The organism is Sphingomonas sp. MS122 (assembly GCF_049532975.1).
GTDB lineage: Bacteria > Pseudomonadota > Alphaproteobacteria > Sphingomonadales > Sphingomonadaceae > Sphingomonas.
This window is the reverse complement of record NZ_CP186695.1, coordinates 292,461-315,427: the sequence shown is the minus strand read 5'-3', so window position 1 is coordinate 315,427 and position 22,967 is coordinate 292,461. Positions and strand designations below refer to the sequence as shown.

The following is a 22,967-nucleotide window of genomic DNA, read 5'->3' as shown; positions in this document are numbered from 1 at the left end:
GCGGGTTCGTGTCCGGGGGGCGAATGCTCGACCTGTTTCAACATCCGCTGCGGCTGCGAGCGGACCCCTCGCGGGTGGTGGTGCGGCCATTCCACATCGCCTGGCAAGCCAATGGCACCACGCCGAGCCGGACCGAACGGCTGGTGCGCGCGGTGCTCGACATGTCGCCCGGGGAAGCCCGCGCGCAGCTCGAGGCTGTGCTCAAGGACTTCGAGGCGCGGCACTGGCAGACGCGCCGCGTGTTCATGACCCGCTATGACGATATCGAGGCGCAGCTGGGGCTCGACGGCAGCGTGATCGGGGACGAGAAGCGCCAGCTGATCGGCGCCTATTTCTGCCACGAGTACAGCTATGCCGCCGCGGCGCTGATGAACCCGAGCGCGGTACCGCATCACGACCAGTCGGGCATGCCCAAGGGCAGCTTGCGCATCCTCATGTCGCTGCGCGCGGTGGGGGAAGGGCATATCTCGTCGGTCGCGTTCCGCGAGGGGATCATCACCGACCGGAACGAGCTGACCCTCGCTCCCGAACCGCCCTTCGCGACCGCGGCCGATGCGATCGGCGACGAGCTGGAGGCACCCGAGGGGCCGGTCGTGGTCTATCGCCACCGCGACTCGACCTTGTCGGGCACCTTGCTGTTCCCGATCACCAAGGCGCAGTCCAACGGGCTCGAGGACATGCGCCTGGTCCGCTTCGAGCATGACGACGGCAGCCACGAATGGCTCGGCACCTATACCGCCTATAACGGATCGGTGATCCAGTCGGAGATGCTGCGCACGCGCGACTGGCGCGAGTTCGACCTGGTGCCGATGACCGGGAGCGCCGCGCGCAACAAGGGCATGGGCCTGTTCCCGCGCAAGATCGGCGGCCAGTACATGATGATCGGGCGGCAGGACGGCGAGAACATCTACCTGATCGCCTCCGACAGGCTGACCCATTGGGACGAGGGCGTGAAGCTGATCAAGCCGATGCACCCGTGGGAGCTGGTGCAGATGGGCAATTGCGGCCCGCCGATCGAGCTCGACGAGGGCTGGCTGATGCTGACTCACGGCGTCGGCGCGATGCGCAAATATTCGATCGGCGCGGCGCTGCTCGACAAGGACGATCCCTCGAAGGTGATCGGGCGCACGAAGGAGCCGATCCTGGCCGCGGCGGACCAGGACCGCGAGGGCTATGTGCCCAACGTCGTCTATTCGTGCGGGGCGATCCGGCACGGGGACAGGATCTTCATCCCCTATGGCGTCGCCGACAGCTCGGTCGCGTTCGCGTTCGTTTCGATCAAGTCGCTGCTTGAGGTGATGTAACTGGTTCCTTTTGTGGTCATTTTACAACCAGATGGGTTCCACGTGGAGCCGCGGCAGTGGCGGAAATGCGTGGTTTCGCCCCGGGCCCGGCCAGCCGAAAACGGGGCGCAGCGGGAGGCGAATGGAGAACATGTCGTAGACGATGTTGGCTTCCACGCCCTTCGGACATTCTCCGTCGCGGTGAGAATGTCGACAAGGTGCCATCGCACGACGACGGCGATGTCCAGAGCGAGTCGCTGACGTGACGCCGCGACCGGGGGAAGAAGCCCGGCCCCGGCTCAAGGCCGGGGTGACGATAGGCGAATCGCGCCGGCTAGCCCTTGAACAGGCCGCCCAATATCCCGCGGACGATGCCGCCGACGACGCTGGCGCCGACGCCCGACTTCTTGCCGAAGATCGCCTTGGACACCTCGCCCGCGACCGCGCGGCCGGCGGCGGAGGTGGCGGACTGGGTGGCGGACTTCATCGCGCGGTTCCACGGGTTGTTCGCCGCCTCGCGCTCGGCCTGACGCTGGGCCTGTGCCTCGATCCGGGCCTGGCGGTCGGCCTCGCGCTGGGCCGCCAGGCGCTGGCGCTCGGCTTCCTTGGCGAGGCGCGCGTCCTCCTTGGCCTTGGCGGCGGCGGCCTTCTCGGCCTCGGTCGCGGCCCTGGCCTCGGCCGCCGCGGCGGCGGCTTCGGCGCCCTTGGCGGCGAGCAGCTCCTCGGCGGATTCGCGGTCGACCAGCGTGTCGTACTTGCTGCCGACGATGTCGGTGTCGATCAGCACCTTGCGCTCCTCGGGCGTGACCGGGCCGACGCGCGAGCAGGGCGGCTTGATCAGCGTGCGCTCGACCGGGGAGGGGGCGCCGTCGGCCATCAGCAGCGAGACCAAGGCCTCGCCGACCTTCAATTCGGTGATCGCGGTCTCGACATTGACGCCTGGATTGGCGCGAAAGGTCTCGGCGGCTGACTTGATCGCCTTCTGCTCGCGCGGGGTGAAGGCGCGCAGCGCGTGCTGGACTCGGTTGCCGAGCTGGCCGGCGACGTCCTCGGGGATGTCGATCGGGTTCTGCGTGACGAAATAGACGCCGACGCCCTTCGAGCGGATCAGGCGGACGACCTGCTCGACCTTGTCGAGCAGCGCCTTGGGCGCCTCTTCGAACAGCAGATGCGCCTCGTCGAAGAAGAAGACGAGCTTGGGCTTGTCGGGGTCGCCGACCTCGGGGAGGGTCTCGAACAGCTCCGAGAGCAGCCAGAGGAGGAAGGTGGCGTAGAGCCGCGGCGAGGCCATGAGCTTGTCGGCGGCGAGGATGTTGACCACGCCATGGCCGTTGTCGTCGAGCTTGATGAAGTCGTTGATGTCGAGCGCGGGCTCGCCAAAAAAATTGGCGCCGCCCTCGCTGCGCAGCTGGAGCAGCTGGCGCTGGATCGCGCCGACGCTGGTCTTGGCGACGTTGCCGTACTTGGCGGTGAGCTCGTCGGCGCGCTCGGCGCAATGGACCAGCATCGACTGGAGGTCGTCGAGGTCGAGCAGGAGCAGCCCGTCGTCGTCGGCGACCTGGAAGGCGATGGCGAGCACGCCCTCCTGCACCTCGTTGAGGCCCATCAGGCGGGCGAGGAGCAGCGGGCCCATCTCCGAGACGGTGGTGCGGACGGGGTGGCCCTGCTCGCCGAACAGGTCCCAGAACTGGACCGGGGCGGGGGCGTATTTCCAGTCGCTGTCGCCGATCTCGGCGGCGCGCGCGGCGAAGGCTTCGTGCGGCTTGGCGGTGGCCGAGCCGGCCATGCCCATGCCGGAGAGGTCGCCCTTCACGTCGGCGGCGAAGACGGGGACACCGGCGCGGCTGAAGCTTTCGGCGAGGCCCTGGAGCGTGACGGTCTTGCCGGTGCCGGTCGCGCCCGCGATCAGGCCGTGGCGGTTGGCGCGCTTGAGCACGAGCGCCTGGCGCTGCGCCCCGCCTGCAGCGGCTCCGATGAACAGCTCCGTCTCACCCGTCATGCCGCGCTCCTCTTGTTTCGGAGGCGCAGCATAACGGGGAAACCAAGCTCAGGTCAGCCGAAAATCGGCGAAATCAGTTGGCCAGATCGACCGCGACATAGCCGCCGAGGCCGCCACGACGCATGACGTAGAGCAGCACCTGATCGGCCCTGGCGTTCTTGGCGCGGCTGATCGCGCTGTTGAACTCCGCCGGCGTGGTCACCGGGGCGCGGTTGACCGAGGTGATGACGAGGCCGCGGGCGATCTGCTTCGCCGCCGCGTCGCTCGCCGGATCGACGCCGAGCACGACGACGCCCTTGGTCGCCGGATCGACGCCGACACTGCGGGCGATCTGGGCGGTCAGCGCGGTGACGCTGATGCCGACCGATGCGGCGCCGGTCTGCGCCTGCCCCTGATCGCCGTCATCCGGGGTGTTGCCGTCGGCATCGGGATCGAAGCCGGCGAGCTCCTCCTCGGACGGGCGCGTCTCCGGCGTCATGCGCACGGTCATGGTCCTGCCGTCGCGCACCAGCTCGATCGGCACCGCGACGCCCGGACGCAGGTTGGCCGAGAGGAAGGACAGCGTCTGGTCGGGTGTCACGTCCTGACCATTGACCTTGGTGATCACGTCGCCCTGGCGGATGCCCGCCTTGGCGGCGGCGCCGCCCGGCACGACCGAGGCGATCAGCTCGCCCTGGCCCTTCTTCACGCCGAACGACTTGATGAGGTCGTCGGTCCAGGGCTGGATCTGCACGCCGAGATAGCCGCGCTGGATCGTCTCGCCCTTCATCAGGCGGTCGAGGATCGGGCGCGCCTCGGTCGAGGGAATGGCGAGGCCGATGCCGACATTGCCGCCGGTCGGCGACAGGATCTGCGAGTTGATGCCGATCACGTTGCCGTTGAGGTCGAACAGCGGGCCGCCCGAATTGCCGCGGTTGATCGAGGCATCGGTCTGGATGAAGCGGTCGAACGCGCCGCCGACGGTCTGGCGGTGCACCGCCGAGATGATGCCGGCCGTGACCGAGCCGCCGAGGCCATAGGGGCTGCCGATCGCGACCACCCAGTCGCCGACGCGCGCGCGCTCCGAATCGCCCATGCGCACGAAGGGAAGGTTCGACCCTTCGATCTTGAGCACGGCGAGGTCGGAGATCGGATCGCGGCCGATCAGCTTGGCGGTGAATTCGCGGCGGTCGGCGAGCGTCACCTTGATCGACTCGACCACCGCGGTGCGGCTGCCGGCCGAGATCACGTGGTTGTTGGTGACGATATAGCCGTCGGCGGAGATGAGGAAGCCCGAGCCGAGCGACTCGGCGGGGCGCGTCACCGGACGGCCGCCCTGCTGGCCGCCGAACAGGTCGCCGAACGGCGTGCCCTGGAACGGGTTCGCGGTCTGCACCGTCACGCGCTGCGTGGTCGAGATGTTGACCACCGCGGGCTGGAGCTTCGACACCATGTCGGCGAAGCTCATCGGCGCGCCGGCGCGCGGTGCGCCGGCCTGGATCGCGCCGGGCTCGTTCTGCGCGGTCTGCGCGCCGGCCGGGTTCTGCATGATGAGCGCCGCACTCGCGCCGCCGATCAGGAGCGCCGAGGTGATCGCATATGCGTAACGCACGGGAGAGGTTCCTTTGAGCTTGTTTGGGGTCATCGGGCCTTTGCCGGGATGGAGGTCAGTCATGCGTGTTACTCGCCTAGAGTAGCTGAACGGCGATTGAATATGAACGAACCGAAAGGCGTGGGGGTCCGTGGCGGGCCAACCATTCTATTTTCAGCACAGGGCGGAAGCTGGTGGAGGGGTAGCCGCCCCATCCGATGCCGCTGGTGGTGTGGAAACCCACCCCTCCGCCGCCTGCGGCGGTCCCCCTCCCCCTCCGGGGGGAGGAATGAAGCTGTCCCGCGCTGCATGTCGACTGATCCTAACGCCCGCGCCCGCGGAACTCGCGCAGATAGTCGTTGTCGGGCGACAGGATGATCGAGGTCTCGCCCTGCTTCTGGCGCGGATCGCCGATGAAGGTGGTGCGGTACGACTGCATCGCGCGCCAGAAATCGTAGAATTGCGGGTCCTTGTTGAAGCTCGTCGCATAGATCTGCGCGGCGCGCGCGTCGGCGTCGGCGCGGATGATCTGCGCGTCCTTCTGGCCGTTGGCGCGGATCGTGGTCGCCTCCTGCTCGCGCGCGGTGCGCATGCGCTGCAGCGCCGAGTCGAGCGGGCTGCCGTCGGGCAGGTCGGCATGCTTGATGCGCACGTCGACGATCTGAACCCCATATTGGCTGGCGTAGCGCTGCAGGCCGGCCTGGATATTGTCCATCACCGCGGTGCGCTCGGGGCTGAGCAGCGAGGCGAAGGGGCGCTTGCCGAGCTCGGCGCGCAGGGCCGAGCCGAACAGCGGGCGCAGCTGGTCGGCGACGCGGCTCTCGGTGCCGGCGGTCACCACCATGCGCAGCGGATCGACGACGCGGAACCGGGCGAAGGCGTCCACTTCCAGTCGCAGCTGGTCGGTCGAAAGCACCGGCTGGTTCTCGAGATCGATGTCGAGCACGCGCTTGTCGACCCAGACGATGCGCTGGATGAACGGCACCTTGGCGATGAGGCCGGCGCCGGTGGTGACGCCGAACTGCTCGCCGCGCTGATACTGGTTGATCGTGCGAACCGGCTGCTCGAGCTGCAGGATCACCGCCTGCTTGGTCTCGGGCACGATGCTGATCGTGTTGAGCAGCAGGAACAAGGCGAGGAGCGCGAGGCCGCCGAACAGGACGGGGCGGGTGAAGATGCCGCTCACTGGGCGCCTCCCTGCGGCTGGGCCTGCTGGGCCTGTTGCTGGACCTGCGGCTGCACCGTCCCCCCGCGCGGGGTGGGAAGCGGCAGATAGGGGGTGACGCCCTGCGCCTCGACGATCGTCTTGTTCGACTTGGCCAGGACCGACTCCATCGTCTCGTAATAGAGGCGGCGGCGAGTCACCTCGGGGGCGAGCTTGTACTGCTCGTAGATCTTGTCGAACTGGGCGGCTTCGCCCTGCGCCAGCGCGATGATCTGCTGGGCATAGGCGCGGGCCTGGTTGCGCGCGCCCTCGGCCTCCTGCTGCGCGGCGGTGACCTGCTTGAACGCCTCGTCCACCGCGCCCGGCGCCGAGGCGTTGCGGATCGCCACGCCCTGGATGCGGATGCCCGAATTATACTCGTCGAGGATCGCCTGGGTCGCCTGCTGAACGCGCGCCTCGACCACGGTGCGGCCCGGGCCGATCGCCTCGTTGAGCGTCACCCCGGCGACGGCGGCGCGCATCGCGCTCTCCGCGGTCGCGCGCACGGTCTGCTCGGGATTGGCGATCTGGAACACGAAATCCTCGGGGTTCTGGATGTCCCAGCGCACCGAGTAAGCGAGGTCGACGATGTTCTGATCCTGGGTCAGCATCAGATTCTCGCCCGCGGTCGCAGGGAAATCCTCGGTGCGGATCGCCTGCACGTCGATCTTCTTCACGCTCTGGATCGGCGCGGGCAGGGTGATGCCGATGCCGGGATCGAGCGTGCGCGAATATTTGCCGAACAGCGCGACCACGCCGCGCTGCTCCGGCGCGATGACGTGGAAGCTGGTGAAGGCGATCCACAGCAGGACGAGAATCGCGATGCCGGCGAGGATCACGGGCTTGCCCGGGATGCCGGTGGGGAGGCCGCCGCCGCCCCCGCCGCCGCCCTTGCGCGCGCGCTTCAGGAAATCGTCGAGGCTGGTGACGCTGGCGCGGCCGGGGCGCTTGCCCTCGGGCGGGAAGGCCCAGGGGTTGCGCGGGCCGCCGCCATTGCCGCCGTCGCCGCCACCCTTGCCGGAATCATCGCCCTTGCCGCCGGCACCGCCGCCGCCCCAGGGCCCCTTGCTCTCGTTCCACAGCACGCCAGCGCGTGCGATCCAGCCGCTCAAGTTCATGGGAGCCTTTATAGGGGGCGATCCGCGGATTTACAGTGGCGCGGTGTTTTGGTGCGGCTTTCGCTTGGCGAAAACCCGGCCTATCTGGCGCGTCATGACCGACAAAGCCGCGCTCGAAGCCGTTCTCGCCCCCGTCGCCGCGGGGCGCGCCACCGTCCGGGTGGAGGGCAATCGCGCGAGCATCATCCTCGACGTGACGGGGCTGCCCGAGGGCGCGCAGGATGCGCTGGAGGCGGATATCCGCGCCGCGGCGGCGCTGCCGGGGATCGACGAGGTGCGGATCGCGCGCACCAGCCAGCGGGTGAGCCGCAAGCTGATCGCGGTGGCGAGCGGCAAGGGCGGGGTGGGCAAGTCGACCGTCGCGGCCAACCTGGCGATCGGGCTGGCGCGGCTGGGGCGGCGCGTGGGGCTGGTCGATGCCGACATCTACGGTCCCTCGCAGCCCAAGATCATGGGGATCGAGGGCAGGAAGCCCGAGGCGCACGACAAGAAATTGGTGCCGCTGGCGACGCCCTATGGCGTGCCGTTGCTGTCGATGGGCGGGCTGGTGGCGGAGGGGCAGGCGATCGCGTGGCGCGGCCCGATGACGGCGGGGGCGCTGGGGCAGCTGGTCGACGCGCATTGGGGCGCGGCGGACACATTGGTGCTCGACCTGCCCCCCGGCACGGGCGACGTGCAGCTGACGATGATCCAGAAGCACCGGCCGGCGGGGGCAGTGATCGTCTCGACCCCGCAGGACCTGGCGCTGATCGACGCGACGCGGGCGATCGACCTGTTCGCCAAGGCGGGAATCCCCGTGATCGGGCTGATCGAGAACATGGCGGGCTATGCCTGCCCGCATTGCGGCGAGGTCTCGGATCCGTTCGGCCAGGGCGGGGCGGAGGCGGCGGCGGGCAGGCTCGGAGTGCCGTTCCTGGGCCGCGTCCCGCTCGACATCGCGATTCGCACCGCGTCGGACGCGGGGACGCCGCCGGCGGCGGGGAACGGGCCGGAGGCGGCGGCGTTCACTGCGATAGCCAGCCGGGTGCACGACTGGATCACCGCGAACGGAGGCTAGATCATGCCGCTGACCCGTGACGAGGACATCAAGGCGCTGCTCGAAGGCGCGCGGACGATCGCGATGGTCGGGGCGAGCGACCGGCCCAACCGGCCGAGCTATGGGGTGATGAACTTCCTGCAGGGGCGGGGCTATCGCGTGATCCCGGTCAACCCGCAGATCGTCGGCGAGCATGTCCATGGCGAATATGTGTTCGGCGCGCTGGCCGATATCGGCGAGCCGATCGACATCGTCGACATCTTCCGACGGCCGCTGGCGGCTGGCGAGGCGGTCGACGAGGCGATCGCGGTGGGCGCCAGGGCGGTGTGGATGCAGCTGCGCATCGTCAACGAGGAAGCCGCCGAGCGCGCCGAGATGGCGGGGCTCAAGGTGGTGATGGACCGCTGCCCGGCGATCGAGATCCCCCGGCTAGGCGTCGCCAAGGTCGCCTAACGCCGCGACCAGGCGGCGGACGTCGCGCTCGTCGTGATAGAGACCGAAGCCGATGCGCAGCACGTCGCCGCGCACGTCGGTGACGATGTCCTGCGCTTCGAGCGCGGCCTTCCACGCGGGCGCGCTGGGCGAGCGGAAGGCGAGGAAGCGGGCGCGCGGGTCGCCGCCGGGGTTGAGCAGCGTCGCTTCGGCGAGCGGCGTCGCGGAGAGGCCTTCGAGAAGCCGGGCGCGGAGCGGGGCGATGTGCGCGTTGACGCTGGCGGTGGTGATTCCCTCGGCGGCGAGCATGTCGCGGACGGCGACGAAGCGGTAGAGGCCGCTGGGATCGAAGGTCGAGCCCATGAAGCGCATCGCGTCGGCGGCATAGCCGATGCGGCCGGGGGCCTTCTCCAGATCGGCGAACTCGGCGTACCAGCCGGTGATCTCGGGCCGCGCGCCGAAGCCGGGCGGGCAGTGGAGGAAGGCGGCGCCTTCGCCGGCCATGGCGTATTTGTAGCCGCCGGCGACGTAGAAGATGCGGTCGGCAACCGCCGACAAATCGTTCTCGATCGCCATGAAGCCGTGATAGCCGTCGATCACGACCCAGGGGCCGTCGGGGCGGGCGAGTTCGGCGAGTTCGGCGATTGGCGAGAACACCGCGCCGCTCTCGAACATCACCTGGCTGACGAAGACCAGGTCGTGGCCGCCGGTGCGGGCCGCGGCGAGGAAGCGCGCGGCGAAGCCTTCGCCGTTGGGGATGACGTCGAGCGTGACGCGGCCCGATTCGAGCCAGCGCTGCGACTGGCGGCGGAAGCTGTGGAACTCGCCGTCGCTGGTGAGGATGCGGACGGGGTGCTCGCTGCGCGCGGAGACGATGCGCAGAAGGAGGTCGTGGGTGTTGCCGGCGAAGACGATCGAGGAAGGATCGGGCAGGCGCAGCTCGTCGGCGACATGACGCTGCGCGGCGGGGAGGATCTCGCCCATCACCCGGCCCCATTTGTGATCGGCGAGGCGGACGCCGTCGTCCCACGCCGCCTGATGGCCGAGCCACGAGGCGTCGGGCCAGAGGTGATGGCTGTGCGCCGCGAAGTGCAGCCGGTCGGGCGCGGCGGCGAGCGCGCGCTGGAAGAGGTGCTTGTAGGTCAAAGCAATGTTCGCAGCGTCCAGAGCTCGGGGAAGGCGCGCTTAGCCAAGGTCGATTCGAGATAGGGCACGCCGGGCGTGCCGCCGGTGCCGGGCTTCATGCCGATCACGCGGCTGACGGTGAGGACATGCTTGTGCCGCCAGGTGGCGAGCGCGTCGTCGATATCGACCAGCTTCTCGGCGAGCTGGTAGAGCTCCCACCAGCGCGACGGGTCGCGATAGACTTGCGTCCAGGCGGCCTCGACCTCGGCGCTGGGCTTGTACGGCCTGGCCCAGTCGCGATCGAGCGCGGTTTCGGGCAAGTCGAAGCCGGCGCGGGCGAGCGCGGCATTGGCCTCGTCCCACAGGCTGGGCCTGGCGGCGAACTCGGTGGTGAGCGGCCCCGGCACCCCGCCGCCGCGCAGGCCGAGCAATGTCTCGACTGCGCGGAACTGGTCCGACTGGAAGCCGCTGGACGAGCCGAGCACGCCGCGGAAGCGGGTATAGTCGCTCGGCGTCATCGTGGTCAGCACCTCCCACGACAAGGTCATCACCGCCTGGATGCGGCTGACGCGGGCGAGGCCCTTATACGCTTCGACCAGCCGGTCGCGACGGACGAGATCGATCGCCACCTCGAGCTCGGCGATCGCCTGCTTGAGCCACAATTCCTTGGTCTGGTGGATGACGATGAACAGCAGCTCGTCATGCTCGTCCGAGATCGGATGCTGGGCGGTGAGCAGCTGGTCGAGCGCGAGATAGCGCCCATAGGTCATGTCGCCGCTCATGCCGGCCGCCAGGTCAGGTCGAGATGGTATCGCATGCAACTGACCCTAGAGCCGGGGTGAGGTCGAGGAAAGCGCCGTCAGCGCTGCGCGGCGTAGCGGTCGGCGATCGGGGCGAGCAGCGCGTCGAGCTCGGCGCGATCGCGCCACGTGCCGTGCGTCATCACCCCGGCCGGTCGGCGCAGCGTGGCGAGGTCGTCGAGCGGGTTGGCGCGGGTGAGGACCAGGTCCGCGCGGCTGCCGACGGCGATCGTGCCGAACGGGGCCTCGTCCGGGCGGGCGCGGGCGATGAAGGCGCCGGCGTTGCGGGTGGCGGTGGCGAGCGTCTGGTAGCGGGTGAGGCCGGCGGCTTCGAGCAGCGCGAGGTTGCGGTGGAGCGACGTGCCGATGAACAGGCCCGGGATGGTCGGCGCGTCGGTGCCGGCGACCAGTGGCACCCCGCCGTCGGCGAGCGCCTTGACCAGCCGCGCGAGGAAGGCGGCGCGGGGCTTCAGATCCCCTTCGCGCCTGTCGTAGCCGGCATTGGGCCAGTCGAGCCGGTAGCGTGGCGAGAGGAGCCGTGCCTCGGGGCTGGCGAGCCAGGACCGGACGGCGGCGGGACTGCCCCATTGCTCGGCGATGGTGCCGTAGGTGACGAGATCGGCGGTGACGAAGGCGTTGTGGCGCCTGACCATGGCCACCGCGCCGGGGATCGCGCCGTCGTCGGGCACGCGCTGGCCGGAATCGGCGTCGGGCGCGAAGAAATGGCTGTAGAGGAACTCCTCGGCATGCGCGACGAGCAGCTGGCCGGCGGCGAGCTGGCGCTCGAGCCCGCCCATCGCGGTGACGGTGTGTCCGATGATCGGGACGCCGCGCTCGCGGCCCGCGGCGGTCAGCGCGGCGAACGCGTCGGGCGAGAGGTTGTTGTAGACCTTGATGAAGGCGTAGCCGTTGGCGCGGGCGAGCAGGACCGCGGCGCGCGCTTCCTCCGCGGTGGTGACGACGAGATGGCCGTAGCGCGGCGAACCATCCACCGCGAGCGCGGTGTAGACGTGCGGCGCCGGGATCGCGGCGGTGTTCGCGGCGATGCGCGTACGGCCGGCAAACGCGTTCGACGCCTCGCCCATGTGGAGGACGGTGGTGACGCCATGGGCGAGGTAGATGGCGAGGTCGTCGCGGGTCTGCACATGGGTGTGCAGGTCGGCGAGCCCGGGGCTGAGCCACATGCCGCGCGCGTCGATGCGGCGGGTGCCGGCGGGGATGGCGAGGCGCGGGCCGATCGCGGCGATGCGGCCATTCTCGACCAGCACGGTCTGCCCGCGCAGCACGCGTTCGCGGTCCATCGGCACGACATTGGCGTTGACGAGGGCGATGCGGCTGACGGGTTGCGCGGCGGCATGCGGGACCAGCGCGAACATGAGCGACAATATCAGGACGGCGTGACGCCAGACGGAAAGGCAAAGCGATCGCATCGGCATTGCCTAGCGCAGCATATGGCCAAGACGACAGCGGAATTGCACGCCGCCAGGGCGCGCAATCCGCCGATCATTCGCGCTATACCGTCACCACGATCTTGCCGACCTGGCCGTTGGCTTCGAGATAGCGATGAGCCTCGACGATCTGCTCGAAGGGGAAGGTCCGGTCGATGCGCGGGCGCAGCGCGCCGCTGGCGAGGCCGTCGAGCACGAACGCCTTGGCGGCGGCGAGCTTGGCGTCGTCCTGCGTGGCCTCGTACATCAGATAGCCCCGCACCGTCAGGCTGCGGCCGAGCACCTGCCCGACCGGCAGCGGTGTCTCGCGCGGGTCGAGCGCGCCGTAGACGATGAGCATGCCGCGCGTCGCCGTGGCGGCCGCCAGCCGGGCGAAGCCGGGCCCGCCGACCGGATCGAACACCACGCGCGCGCCCGTGCCGCCGGTGATCCGGCCGACCTCGGCGACGAGATCGGCTTCGCCGGTGGCGATGACGTGCGCGGCGCCCTGTTCGCGGAGCACGGAGGCCTTGGCCGAGGTGCGGGTCAGCGCCACCGGAACCGCGCCGACGCGGTTGGCGACCTGGATCGCGGCGAGTCCGACGCTGCTCGACGCGGCGGGGATCAGTACCGTCTCACCCGCACCGAGGCCGGCGGTATCGATCAGGGCGCCCCAGGCGGTGACATAGGCCATCCACACGGCAGCGGCGTCGGTCCAGCCGAGCGCGTCCGGCAGCTTCGCCACGGCGCGGGCGGGGGCGAGCACGAGATCGCCGTACATGCCATAGTCGTGGTAGCTGAACGCCGGGACGACGGCGACGCGGTCGCCCGGCGCGAGACCCTCGACCCCGGGGCCCACCGCATCGACGATGCCGGCCGCTTCCGAGCCGAGCCGGGCGGGAAAGACGGGGTCGATGATGTAGGTGCCGGTCCGGTACATGCTCTCGGCGCGGTTGAGGCCGATCGCCTTGACCGCGATGCGCACCTCGCCGGCGGCGGGTTCGGGGATCTCGGCCTCGACGATGCGCAGCACCTCCGGACCTCCGATTTGGTTGAATTCGACGCGTCTTGGCATGCATTCCACTCCCTGGAGCGACACCGGACCGGGGATCGGCGCGGCGGGAGCGGGGGAAATGTGCGCGGGGCCGCAATTGAAAATACGGTAATCGGATTCACATAGTGCCCGCGATGTAACCGGGGACGCCCATGCAGAAGCTGCACGACTATGACCAGGTGCCCGGCTGCACCCTGTATGCCGCGCTCAACCTGATCAGCGGCAAGTGGAAGGGGATGATCCTCTATCGCCTGCTCGGCGGCACGCGGCGGTTCAATGCGCTGCAGCGCGAGCTCAAGGGCTGCTCGCAGCGCATGCTGATCAAGCAGCTGCGCGAGCTGGAGGCGGATGGGCTGGTCGAGCGCACCGTCTATGCGGTGATGCCGCCGCGAGTCGAATATTCGATCACCGCGGAGGGGCGGTCACTCGAGCCGGTGCTGCTGGGGCTGCGCGACTGGGGCCATGGCTGGCTCAGCCGCCGCAAGCTGACGGCGCGCGAGGATCATCTCGCCGCTTGAGCCGCGGCGTCAGTCGCGCAGCAGCTCGTTGATCCCGGTCTTGCTGCGCGTCTGCGCGTCGACCGTCTTGACGATCACCGCGCAATAGAGGCCGGGGCCGCCGTCCTTGCCGGGGAGCGTGCCGGGGACGACCACGGCATAGGGCGGGACCACGCCGCGATGGACTTCGCCGGTCGCGCGGTCGACGATCTTGGTCGAGGCGCCGAGATAGACGCCCATCGAGAGCACCGCGCCCTCGCCGACGCGCACGCCCTCGGCGACCTCGGCACGGGCGCCGATGAACGCGCCGTCGCCGATGATCACCGGATCGGCCTGGAGCGGCTCGAGCACGCCGCCGATGCCGACGCCGCCCGAAAGGTGGACGTTCCTGCCGATCTGCGCGCAGCTGCCCACGGTCGCCCAGGTGTCGACCATCGTGCCCTCGCCGACGAACGCGCCGATGTTCACGAAGCTCGGCATCAGCACGACGTTGCGCGAGATGTGCGCGCCGTGGCGCACCACGCTGCCGGGGACCTGGCGGAAGCCGGCGGCGCGGAAGCGGGCGTCGTCCCAGCCGGCGGTCTTGAGCGGCACCTTGTCGAAGCCGCCGCCCATCACGGCGTTGTCGTTGAGGCGGAAGGAGAGCAGCACGGCCTTTTTGAGCCATTGGTTGACCTGCCAGTTGTCACCGACGGGCTCGGCGACGCGGGCTTCGCCGCTGTCGAGCAGGTTGAGCGCCTCGGCCACCGCCTCGCGCACCGCGCCGGTGGTCGCGGTCGAGATGTTGGCGCGGTCTTCCCAGGCGGCGTCGATCGTGGCGGCGAGGTCGGTCATGCGTGCTCCAGGATGGTTTCCAGCCAGTGGCGGATGTCGTGGGTGGTGTAGTCGATATAGCTGCGGTCGGCATCGGGCGCCTGCTCCGAGCCGTTGTCGACCCAGATGGTGGTCATGCCGATCGCCTTGGCCGGGGCGAGGTTGCGCGCCATGTCCTCGACGAAGGCGGCGCGGGTGGGGTCGATCAGATACGCCTCGCACACGCTGCGATAGGCGTCGGGGTGCGGCTTGGGGGCGTAGTTGCTGGCGTGGACGTCGTGAATCGCCTCGAAGCTTTCCGCGAGACCGAGGCGACCGAGCACTTTCTGCGCATAGGGCGCGTCGGCGTTGGTGAAGACGAGCTTGCGGCCCGGCAGCCGCGCGATCGCGGCGGCAAGCGGGGCGTCGTGCTCGAGCACGTCCATCTCGATGTCGTGGACGTCGGCGAGATATTCGTGCGGGTCGACGCCATGCTCGGCCATCAGCCCGGCGAGCGTGGTGCCGTGCGAGATGAACCAGCCCTTCTGCACGCGGTGCGCCTCGGCCGGGTCGAGGTCGAGCACGCGCGCGACATAGGCGCCGATGCGCGCGTCGATGCGCGCGAACAGGTCCGCGCTCTTGGGGTAGAGCGTGTTGTCGAGGTCGAACAGCCAGGCGTCGATATGGGCGAGTTCGGGGAGCATCGTGGCGGCGTTTAGGGGAGTGGGGCGGGGGAGGGAAGGATAGGAATGCTTTCGGGCGATCATTCCTGCCCGGGAGGAATTGATTGGGCGCGATCAAGCCTTGCTTGGCTAGCGACGGCGCGATCCGCTTCCCATCTGGCGGCGCATGACAGCCTATTCCCTGCTCGATCTCGTCCCGATCGTCGAGGGCGGGAGCGCCCGCCAGTCCTTCGCCAACGCCGCCGACCTGGCGAAGCATGCCGAGGCGGAGGGATTCGCGCGTTACTGGGTGGCCGAGCATCACGGCATGCCGGGGATCGCCAGTGCGGCGACGGCGGTGGTGATCGCGCATGTCGGCGCGGCGACGCGGACGATCCGCGTCGGCGCGGGCGGGATCATGCTGCCCAACCACGCGCCGCTGGTGATTGCCGAGCAGTTCGGCACGCTCGACGCGCTGTTCCCGGGGCGGATCGACCTGGGACTCGGCCGCGCGCCGGGGAGCGACCAGAAGGTCGCGCGGGCGCTGCGGCGGACGCTGGACAGCAGCGCAGACGCCTTCCCGCAGGATATCATTGAGCTGCAGAGCTATTTCGCGGACGACGGGCAGACCGGTATTGCGGCGGTGCCGGGCGGCGGGGCGCGGCCCGAACTGTGGGTTCTGGGATCCAGCCTGTACGGCGCGCAGCTCGCCGCGGCGCTGGGGCTGCCCTATGCTTTCGCGTCGCACTTCGCGCCGGGGTCGCTCGACGAGGCGCTCGACGTCTACCGCCGGCATTTCCGGCCCTCGGCGGTGCTCGCCGAGCCCTATGCCATGGCCGGGTTCAACGTGTTCGCGGCGGACACCGACGAGGATGCGGAGCTGCTCGCGACGTCGATGCAGCAGACCTTCGTCGCGCTGCGCACGACCGGCACCGGCATCCGCATGCCGCCGCCGGTGAAAGGCTATCTCGACACCATCCCGCCGCAGGCGCGGGCGATGCTCGACCAGGTGCTGTCGTGCACCGCGATCGGGGGACCCGAGAAAGTGCGCGACGGGCTGGCCGGGTTCATCGCACGGACGCGGGTGGACGAGGTGATGCTGGTCAGCTCGATCTTCGACCATGATGCCCGCAAGCGCAGCCTGTCGATCGCCGCGGCGGCGATGCGGGGGCTTTGAGCCGGGTTTCGGGCCAGTGCCCTATTTGACCAAGCCACCGCCCGAAAGCTGCCTTGATCGGGGGGCACCAACCGCGCTGACAGGGGCGCGTTCAGGGGGCTGAACGAGGAGCAGACGGCGATGCCACCGCCCAAGGCTGCCACGACCAAAGCCGGGATCCGGTGCCATATCGGCATCCACCGCCCGCGCCGCCGCGACCGTCCCGGACGCGGCGAATTCGAGACCAAATGCCGTGACTGCGGCTGCGACCTGGTGCTGAGTCCGGTGACCGGGCGATGGCGGTTCTCGGGCGTGATGGGGTAGATCGGCTCGATATTCCGCCCATGCGCGCCTGCAAAGCGCGAGCCTCTGCGCTCCGGTGCTCACGTACCTTAAGTACGCTGCGCTCCGGTGCTCGACGATCCGCTTTTCGGCTGCGCCTGGACGAAATCTCGAGCCGATCTACGCGCTTAGCCCGCCGCCGGCAGCCTGAGCCTGACCAGCAGCCCGCCCAGGTCTTCGCTCTCCTCGAGGCTCACCGTGCCGTCGTAGATCTCGGCGACGTCGCGGACGATGGCGAGGCCGAGGCCGGTGCCGGGCTTGCCGGTGTCGAGCCGCACGCCGCGGTCGAAGATGCGGATTCGATCGGCCTCGGGGATGCCGACGCCGTCGTCCTCGATCATGATCTCGACGAATCCGGCCTGCGCGCTGACCGTCACGAACACGCTGCCGCCGCCGTACTTGGCGGCGTTCTCGACGAGGTTGCCCATGATCTCGTCGAGGTCCTGGCGCTCGATGTGCGCGACCAGATCCTTGGGTCCGTCGGTGTCGATGCGGACATGCGGGTAGAGGCGGGCGACCGCGCGCTCGACCGATTCGACGCTGGGCCAGACCGGCGCACGGCTGTGCGCCGAGCCACGGCGGCCGACTGCGCGGGCGCGGGCGAGATGGTGGTCGACCTGGCGGCGCATCGTCCGCGCCTCGCGCACCACCGTGGCGGGGAGGTCCGCCGCCTCCGCGGTGGCGGCGTTCATGATCACGGTGAGCGGGGTCTTGAGCGCATGGGCGAGGTTGCCGGCGTGGCGGCGCGCTTCCTCGGCCTGCTTGTCGTTGTGCGCGACGAGCGCGTTCAGCTCCTCGACCATCGGCGCGACCTCGGCCGGCATCGCGCCCTCGATCCGTGGCGTGTCGCCGGTGCGCAGCCGCTGGATGGCGAGGCGCAGCTTGCGCAGCGGGATGAGGCCGTACCAGGTCTGCAGCGCCGCCATCACGATCAGGCCCGCGGCGAGGAGCAGGAAGCTGCGCACCAGCGTCTTGCGCAGCGCATCGATCTGCGCGTCGAGCACGTCGCGCGTCTGCGCCACCTGGAAGCGCCAGCGCACCGGCGAGCCGGGAATCTTGAGGTCGCGCTCGACCACGCGGAGCCGGTGGTCGGGGAACTGGTCCGAATCGTAGGTGTGGACGTCCTGGTCCTGATGCGCGCGGTCGATGCGCAGCTGGCGATCCCAGAGCGAGCGCGAGGGAAAGGGTTCGTAGCCCTTGCCCGAGACCTGCCAGTAGAGCCCCGAATAGGGTTCGAGGAAGCGCTGGTCGGAAAGCTGGCGGTTGAACGCGATCTGCCCTTCGGAATCGATCTCGGCCGAGACGATCAGCGAGGTCAGCAGATATTCGAGCCCGTCGTCGAAGTTGCGCGTGATCGCGCCGGTCAGCACGCGGTCGAGCGCGAAGCCGCCGCCGGTGAGCAGCAGCGTGATCCACGCCGCCGCGATCAGGATCATGCGCCGGCTGAGCGACCCGGTGGTGCGGACATAGGGGCGCGGGGCAGGGTCGCCGGGTCCCGGCTCGAACGGCCCCGGCACCGCCGCGCGGCGGACGAACGGGAAGCGGCGGTCGAGCGTCAGGCCGAAGGGGAGGCCGGATTGAGGAATCACGATCTTCAGTTTCCGTCATCCCCGCGCAGGCGGGGAGCTATTGACGCTGGCGATTCGGCTCTATCGACAAGCCATCGAGAATGGATCCCCGCCTGCGCGGGGATGACGGCATTTTGTGGCGCTGGCCTACGCACCGGCCTCCGCCGGTTCCTCGAGGCTGTAGCCGAGGCCGCGGATCGTGGTGATCACGTCGGGGCCGAGCTTCTTGCGGATGCGCGTCACGAACACTTCGATGGTGTTCGAATCGCGGTCGAAATCCTGGTCGTAGATATGCTCGATCAGCTCGGTGCGGCTGACCACCTTGCCCTTGTGGTGGAGCAGGTAGGAGAGGAGCTTATACTCCTGCGCAGTGAGCTTGACCGGGTCGCCGCCCTTGGTGACCTTGCCCGAGCGCGTGTCGAGGCGGATGTCGCCCGCGGTGAGCTCGGCCGAGGCGTTGCCCGAGGCGCGGCGGATCAGCGCGCGCAGGCGGGCGATCAGCTCCTCCGACTGGAACGGCTTGGCGACATAGTCGTCGGCACCGGCATCGAGCCCGGCGACCTTGTCCGACCAGCTGTCGCGCGCGGTGAGCACGAGCACGGGCATCGTCCTGCCCTCCTTGCGCCAGCGGTCGAGCACCGTCAGCCCGTCGACCTCGGGCAGGCCGAGGTCGAGCACGATCGCGTCATAAGCCTCGGTCGAGCCGAGATAATGGCCCTCCTCGCCGTCGCCCGCGGTGTCCACGGCATAGCCCGCGCCTTCCAGCGTCGCCTGGAGCTGGTTGCGGAGATTGGGTTCGTCCTCGACGATCAGAACGCGCATATGTCTTTCCTTTGTTGGCTGCGTCAGCCGCCCGACCGGCTCATGATCCGGCCCGAACGGCCATCGACATCCACCCAGATGACACTTCCATTGCGCAGGAACTTGAGCGTGTAAATGCTGGTGCCCGAATCGAAGTCGAAGCCGATATATTGGGCGCCCTTGCGCGTCATCGCGGGCACGACGCGCGCCTCGATCTCGCGCAGCGAGAGCAATCGGCCTTGAATCCGTCCCTCGCGCGCAGCCTCCTGGTCGCTGCGCCGCGATTGCGGCGAAGCGTGCGCCGGGATGGCGGCTGCGGCAAGCGACGCGCCGAGACAGAGCAATCCGAACATCTTCACGGGGAGTGGCATAGGTACGAACCGTTGAATAGCTTATGAATGCGTGTTTGTGATGGGGTTCAGCAAGCTGAACCGTGCGGCACCGGCCAGTTGTGCGGTGAACAGCGCCCCGCGCTGTTCAGGTCATGCCGGGCGCATGACCGACCGCTACACTGGCTGGTGCCGCCCATCCGCGAAGCGGACCGACCAGATCAAGCGCCTTGCCCAGCGCCGTCCGCCCGCCTACCTGCGCGGCCCATGGCTGCCCCTGTTCTGTCTTATGAGAAGCTCGGCCTGATCCAGGGATCGGGCTGGCTGTTCCGCGAACTCGACCTCTATGTCGGCGCGCGCGACCGGCTCGCGCTGATCGGGCGCAACGGCGCGGGCAAGACCACGCTGCTGCGGCTGATCGCCGGGCAGATCGATTCGGACGAGGGACGCCGGACGATCCAGCCGGGCACGCGCGTGGTGATGCTGGAGCAGGAACCGCGCATGACCGGCTGCGCGACGCTGATGGACTATGTACTGTCGGGCGACGACGCGCCGGCGCGGCACGAGGCCGAGGCGATCGCGGGGCAACTCGGCATCGATCTCGGCCGCGAGGCGGCGACCGCGTCGGGCGGCGAGCGGCGGCGCGGGGCGATCGCCCGGGCGCTGGCGATGGATCCCGACGTGCTGCTGCTCGACGAGCCGACCAACCATCTCGACATCCACGCGATCGAGTGGCTGGAGGAATGGCTCAACCGCTATCGCGGCGCGTTCATCGTGATCAGCCACGACCGCACCTTCCTGACGCGGCTGACGCGCTCGACCCTGTGGCTCGACCGCGGGACGATCCGTCGCGCGGAGGTCGGGTTCGGCGGGTTCGAGGCGTGGACCGAGCAAGTCCATGCCGAGGAGGCGCGCAACGCCCAGCGGCTCGACGCCAAGCTCAAGATCGAGGAGCATTGGCTGCAGCGCGGGGTGACCGGGCGTCGGCGGCGCAACCAGGGGCGGCTGGAGAAGCTCAAGGAGATGCGGGCGCAGCGCGCAGCGATGCTGGGGCCGCAGGGCGCTGCGAACCTGGTGACGGCGTCGGACGACGCGCAGACCAAGGTGGTGATCGACGCCAAGGGGGTGTCGAAGAGCTATGGCGGCCGCGCGATCATCCGCGACCTCAACCTGCGCATCACCAAGGGCGACCGCATCGGCATCGTCGGCGCGAACGGCGCGGGCAAGTCGACCCTGCTCAAGCTGCTCACCGGCGAGCTCGCGCCCGATAGCGGCGAGGTCAAGCTCGCGAAGACGCTCAACGGCGTGATCATCGACCAGCAGCGCAGCCTGATGGCGCCCGAGAAGACCGTGCGCGACGTGCTCGCCGACGGCGGCGACTGGATCGAGGTGCTGGGCGTCAAGAAGCACGTCCATGGCTATTTGAAGGAGTTCCTGTTCGATCCCTCGCTCGCCGAGGCGAAGGTCGGGACGCTGTCGGGCGGCGAGCGCTCGCGGCTGCTGCTGGCGCGCGAGTTCGCCCGGGCGTCCAACCTGCTGGTGCTCGACGAGCCGACCAACGATCTCGACCTCGAGACGCTCGACCTGCTGCAGGAGGTGATCGCCGACTATGACGGCACGGTGCTGATCGTCAGCCACGATCGCGACTTCCTCGACCGCACGGTGACCGTGACGCTGGGGCTCGACGGGTCGGGCAGCGTCGACGTGGTCGCGGGCGGCTATGCCGACTGGGAGGCCAAGCGCCGGGTGCGGCCCGAGGCGAAGAAGGTGGCGGCCAAGGCCGCGCCGGTCGTGGAGGCGCCCAGGGCGCGGACCAAGCTCAGCTACAAGGACCAGCGCGACTACGACCTGCTGCCCAAGCGGATCGAGGAGCTGGACGCGGCGATCGCGAGGGACGAGGCGGCGCTGGCCGATCCGGACCTGTACGCGAAGGACCCGGGCAAGTTCGACCGCCTGATGGCGGGGATCGCCAAGGCGCGCGACGAGAAGGACGCGGCGGAACTGCGCTGGCTGGAGCTGGCGGAAATGGCCGAGGGGCTGGGCTAAGCCGGCACCACCACGTCGATCGCGCGCTCGGCGACGCGCACCGTCACCGGAGTGCGTGCCAGCACCTCGCCGTCGATCGAGATGCGGTGGTGCGGCCTCGTGTCGAGCTTGAGCTCGGGCCCTCGGAACTCGCGGACGGTCTGGTCGCGGGTGCGCAGGCGGAAGAAGCGGGCGTACCAGTCCCAGGCGAGGCGCCAGCGGTTGCGGCCGGTGACGACCTGGATGACCATCTCGCCGCTCTCGACACAGGCATTGTCGCTCATCTCGACCCCGCCATGGAAGCGGCCGTTGAGGATGCGCACCTCGCTGCCCCACATGCGGTGGGTGCGCTCGCCATCGTCGACGAACACGCGGAACGGGCGGAAGCGCGCGAAGCACCACATTGCCCAGGCGAGATAGCCGATGCGGCCGAGATATTTCTTGAGATCGTGCGGCACCGACTCGCCGATCATCGGCGAAAGGCCCATCGCGGCGGCGTTGGCGAAATAGTCGTGGTCGATCATGCCGAGATCGACGCGGCTGCACCGGCCGGTGGCGATCGCCTTGATCGCGCCGTCGAGGTCGAGCGGGAGGCCGAGCGTGCGCGCGAAGCTGTTGGCGGTGCCGAGCGGGAGCACCGCGAACACCACGTCCTTGCCGACGACGTCGTCGACCACGCCGGAGAGCGAGCCGTCGCCGCCGCCGACGATCACCATCGGCGCGCCCGAGCGGATCGCGTCGCGCACGGTATCGTCGAGCAGCTCGGGATCGCGGACCGGATGGGCCGCGATGAGGCGGATGCCCGCCGCCTCGATCTTCTGGCGCGCGCGCTCGAACAGGGCGGCGCCGCGGCGCGAACGGGCGTTGACGATCAGCACCGCCTCGCGCGGGACGGGCAGATGCGTCGTCAGAGCCGTTTCCCCGAGCGGCCGGCGAGGTCGACGACATATTGCCAGGCGACGCGGCCCGAGCGGCTGCCGCGGCGCGTCGCCCAGTTGATCGCCTCGGCGGGGTCGAAGGGTAGGCCGTGGTCCTGCGCATAGGTGCGCACGATCGCGACATAGGTGTCCTGATCGATCGCGTGGAAGCCGAGGCTGAGGCCGAAGCGGTCGGCGAGCGCGAGATTGTCGTCGATGCTGTCGCGCGGGTTGATCGCGCTCGACTGCTCGGCGATGTCGCGCGGGATCAGATGGCGACGGTTCGAGGTGACGAACAGCCGGGCATTGGCCGGGCGCGCCTCGGCCCCGCCTTCGAGCAGCGAGCGCAGTGCGCGGCCGTCCGAGGCGGCGTCGAAGCCGAGATCGTCGAGGAAGATGACGAAGGCGCGCGACGCGTCGTCGATCAGCGCGAACAGGGCTGGGAGCGTATCGAGCGCGTCGGCCTGGGCCTCGATCAGCGCAATCCTGCCGCCCTCGGCCTGAACCGCGGCGACGGCCGCCTTGGACAGCGCCGACTTGCCGGTGCCGCGCGCGCCCCACAGCAGCGCGTCGTGGGCAGGCAGGCCGTTGGCGAGGCGGCGGACATTCTCGAGGAGCGTCGCCTTCTGTGCGTCGATTCCGACGAGCTCGTCGAGCGGGAGCGGGGCGAAGGCACGGGCGGGCTGGAGGAAGCCGCGGTGCCATACATAGGCGGGGTGCGCGGCGAGGTCCGGCACCGGCGGGGGCGGCGGAGCCAGCCGCTCGAGCGCGGCAGCGATGCGGTCCAGCGGGTCGCTCATGGCAGAGCGAGCTATGGAAAGCGCGCGCGC

General features: G+C 69.5%; 21 protein-coding genes. 6 read left to right on the top strand and 15 right to left on the bottom strand.

Annotated elements, in window-relative coordinates; translation table 11 throughout:
* Positions 1-23: 23 nt before the first annotated feature.
* Positions 24-1,304, top strand: a complete 1,281-nt coding sequence (locus ACO227_RS01460; RefSeq protein ID WP_423604691.1) for a glycoside hydrolase family 130 protein — start codon at positions 24-26, stop codon at positions 1,302-1,304.
* A 313-nt stretch (positions 1,305-1,617) separates the two neighbouring features.
* On the opposite strand, the gene ACO227_RS01455 is transcribed toward ACO227_RS01460, so the two are convergent.
* The 4 genes from ACO227_RS01455 to hflK all read right to left on the bottom strand — a co-directional run bounded on the left by ACO227_RS01455 (position 1,618) and on the right by hflK (position 7,174).
* Positions 1,618-3,282: a helicase HerA-like domain-containing protein gene (locus tag ACO227_RS01455; RefSeq protein WP_423604689.1), complete on the bottom strand. Its 1,665-nt coding sequence runs from the start codon at positions 3,280-3,282 to the stop codon at positions 1,618-1,620.
* A 73-nt stretch (positions 3,283-3,355) separates the two neighbouring features.
* Positions 3,356-4,873, bottom strand: a complete 1,518-nt coding sequence (locus ACO227_RS01450) for a Do family serine endopeptidase (protein ID WP_423604687.1) — start codon at positions 4,871-4,873, stop codon at positions 3,356-3,358.
* A 301-nt stretch (positions 4,874-5,174) separates the two neighbouring features.
* Positions 5,175-6,038: a protease modulator HflC gene (hflC, locus tag ACO227_RS01445; RefSeq protein WP_423604685.1), complete on the bottom strand. Its 864-nt coding sequence runs from the start codon at positions 6,036-6,038 to the stop codon at positions 5,175-5,177.
* The gene (gene hflK, locus ACO227_RS01440) at positions 6,035-7,174 is read right to left on the bottom strand and encodes a protease modulator HflK (protein WP_423604682.1); all 1,140 of its coding nucleotides are present in this window, start codon (positions 7,172-7,174) and stop codon (positions 6,035-6,037) included. The genes hflC and hflK overlap by 4 nt, the downstream gene beginning before the upstream one ends.
* A gap of 94 nt (positions 7,175-7,268) precedes the next feature.
* On the opposite strand from hflK, the gene ACO227_RS01435 reads away from it, so the two are divergent.
* Positions 7,269-8,231, top strand: a complete 963-nt coding sequence (locus tag ACO227_RS01435) for an Mrp/NBP35 family ATP-binding protein (RefSeq protein ID WP_423604680.1) — start codon at positions 7,269-7,271, stop codon at positions 8,229-8,231.
* 3 nt (positions 8,232-8,234) lie between these two features.
* Positions 8,235-8,663: a CoA-binding protein gene (locus ACO227_RS01430; protein WP_423604679.1), complete on the top strand. Its 429-nt coding sequence runs from the start codon at positions 8,235-8,237 to the stop codon at positions 8,661-8,663.
* Here ACO227_RS01430 and ACO227_RS01425 read toward each other — a convergent pair.
* The 4 genes from ACO227_RS01425 to ACO227_RS01410 all read right to left on the bottom strand — a co-directional run bounded on the left by ACO227_RS01425 (position 8,640) and on the right by ACO227_RS01410 (position 13,069).
* Positions 8,640-9,788 (bottom strand): aminotransferase class V-fold PLP-dependent enzyme, encoded by a 1,149-nt coding sequence (locus ACO227_RS01425; protein ID WP_423604677.1) that lies wholly within the window; start codon positions 9,786-9,788, stop codon positions 8,640-8,642. The two genes, ACO227_RS01430 and ACO227_RS01425, sit on opposite strands and share 24 nt — an antisense overlap.
* A complete protein-coding gene (locus tag ACO227_RS01420; protein ID WP_423604675.1) occupies positions 9,785-10,549 on the bottom strand; it encodes a tryptophan 2,3-dioxygenase in 765 nt (254 codons plus the stop codon). Before ACO227_RS01420 ends, ACO227_RS01425 begins: the two co-directional genes overlap by 4 nt.
* 77 nt (positions 10,550-10,626) lie before the next feature.
* Complete coding sequence (locus ACO227_RS01415) at positions 10,627-11,943, bottom strand: amidohydrolase family protein (protein WP_423607423.1); 1,317 nt, start codon at positions 11,941-11,943, stop codon at positions 10,627-10,629.
* A gap of 136 nt (positions 11,944-12,079) precedes the next feature.
* On the bottom strand, positions 12,080-13,069 hold the full coding sequence (locus ACO227_RS01410; protein ID WP_423604674.1) for a zinc-dependent alcohol dehydrogenase family protein: 990 nt from the start codon (positions 13,067-13,069) through the stop codon (positions 12,080-12,082).
* Between the two features lie 131 nt (positions 13,070-13,200).
* On the opposite strand from ACO227_RS01410, the gene ACO227_RS01405 reads away from it, so the two are divergent.
* Positions 13,201-13,566 (top strand): winged helix-turn-helix transcriptional regulator, encoded by a 366-nt coding sequence (locus ACO227_RS01405; protein ID WP_423604672.1) that lies wholly within the window; start codon positions 13,201-13,203, stop codon positions 13,564-13,566.
* A 9-nt stretch (positions 13,567-13,575) separates the two neighbouring features.
* Here the strand turns inward: ACO227_RS01405 and dapD are convergent, their stop codons facing one another.
* Together dapD and ACO227_RS01395 are read right to left on the bottom strand one after the other, a co-directional pair.
* Positions 13,576-14,379 carry a 2,3,4,5-tetrahydropyridine-2,6-dicarboxylate N-succinyltransferase gene (gene dapD / locus ACO227_RS01400; protein WP_423604670.1) on the bottom strand — a complete coding sequence of 268 codons (804 nt, stop codon included), beginning with the start codon at positions 14,377-14,379 and terminating at the stop codon, positions 13,576-13,578.
* Positions 14,376-15,041 carry a pyrimidine 5'-nucleotidase gene (locus tag ACO227_RS01395; RefSeq protein ID WP_423604669.1) on the bottom strand — a complete coding sequence of 222 codons (666 nt, stop codon included), beginning with the start codon at positions 15,039-15,041 and terminating at the stop codon, positions 14,376-14,378. The genes dapD and ACO227_RS01395 overlap by 4 nt, the downstream gene beginning before the upstream one ends.
* A gap of 145 nt (positions 15,042-15,186) precedes the next feature.
* On the opposite strand from ACO227_RS01395, the gene ACO227_RS01390 reads away from it, so the two are divergent.
* Positions 15,187-16,176 (top strand): LLM class flavin-dependent oxidoreductase, encoded by a 990-nt coding sequence (locus ACO227_RS01390; RefSeq protein ID WP_423604667.1) that lies wholly within the window; start codon positions 15,187-15,189, stop codon positions 16,174-16,176.
* A gap of 449 nt (positions 16,177-16,625) precedes the next feature.
* Here the strand turns inward: ACO227_RS01390 and ACO227_RS01385 are convergent, their stop codons facing one another.
* From ACO227_RS01385 to ACO227_RS01375, 3 genes are all read right to left on the bottom strand, one after another.
* Positions 16,626-17,933, bottom strand: a complete 1,308-nt coding sequence (locus tag ACO227_RS01385) for a sensor histidine kinase (protein ID WP_423607422.1) — start codon at positions 17,931-17,933, stop codon at positions 16,626-16,628.
* Positions 17,934-18,212: 279 nt separating this feature from the next.
* Positions 18,213-18,887: a response regulator transcription factor gene (locus ACO227_RS01380; RefSeq protein WP_343521419.1), complete on the bottom strand. Its 675-nt coding sequence runs from the start codon at positions 18,885-18,887 to the stop codon at positions 18,213-18,215.
* Positions 18,888-18,910: 23 nt separating this feature from the next.
* Entirely contained in the window at positions 18,911-19,219 is a 309-nt protein-coding gene (locus ACO227_RS01375) for a hypothetical protein (RefSeq protein ID WP_423604666.1), read from the bottom strand.
* A 243-nt stretch (positions 19,220-19,462) separates the two neighbouring features.
* Between ACO227_RS01375 and ACO227_RS01370 the strand changes: the two genes are divergently transcribed.
* Positions 19,463-21,241: an ABC-F family ATP-binding cassette domain-containing protein gene (locus ACO227_RS01370; protein ID WP_423604664.1), complete on the top strand. Its 1,779-nt coding sequence runs from the start codon at positions 19,463-19,465 to the stop codon at positions 21,239-21,241.
* Here ACO227_RS01370 and ACO227_RS01365 read toward each other — a convergent pair.
* Both ACO227_RS01365 and ACO227_RS01360 read right to left on the bottom strand, forming a co-directional pair.
* Positions 21,238-22,098, bottom strand: a complete 861-nt coding sequence (locus ACO227_RS01365; RefSeq protein WP_423604662.1) for a diacylglycerol/lipid kinase family protein — start codon at positions 22,096-22,098, stop codon at positions 21,238-21,240. The genes ACO227_RS01370 and ACO227_RS01365 overlap by 4 nt on opposite strands.
* Before the next feature lie 29 nt (positions 22,099-22,127).
* On the bottom strand, positions 22,128-22,937 hold the full coding sequence (locus ACO227_RS01360; protein WP_423604661.1) for an ATP-binding protein: 810 nt from the start codon (positions 22,935-22,937) through the stop codon (positions 22,128-22,130).
* Positions 22,938-22,967: the final 30 nt, after the last annotated feature.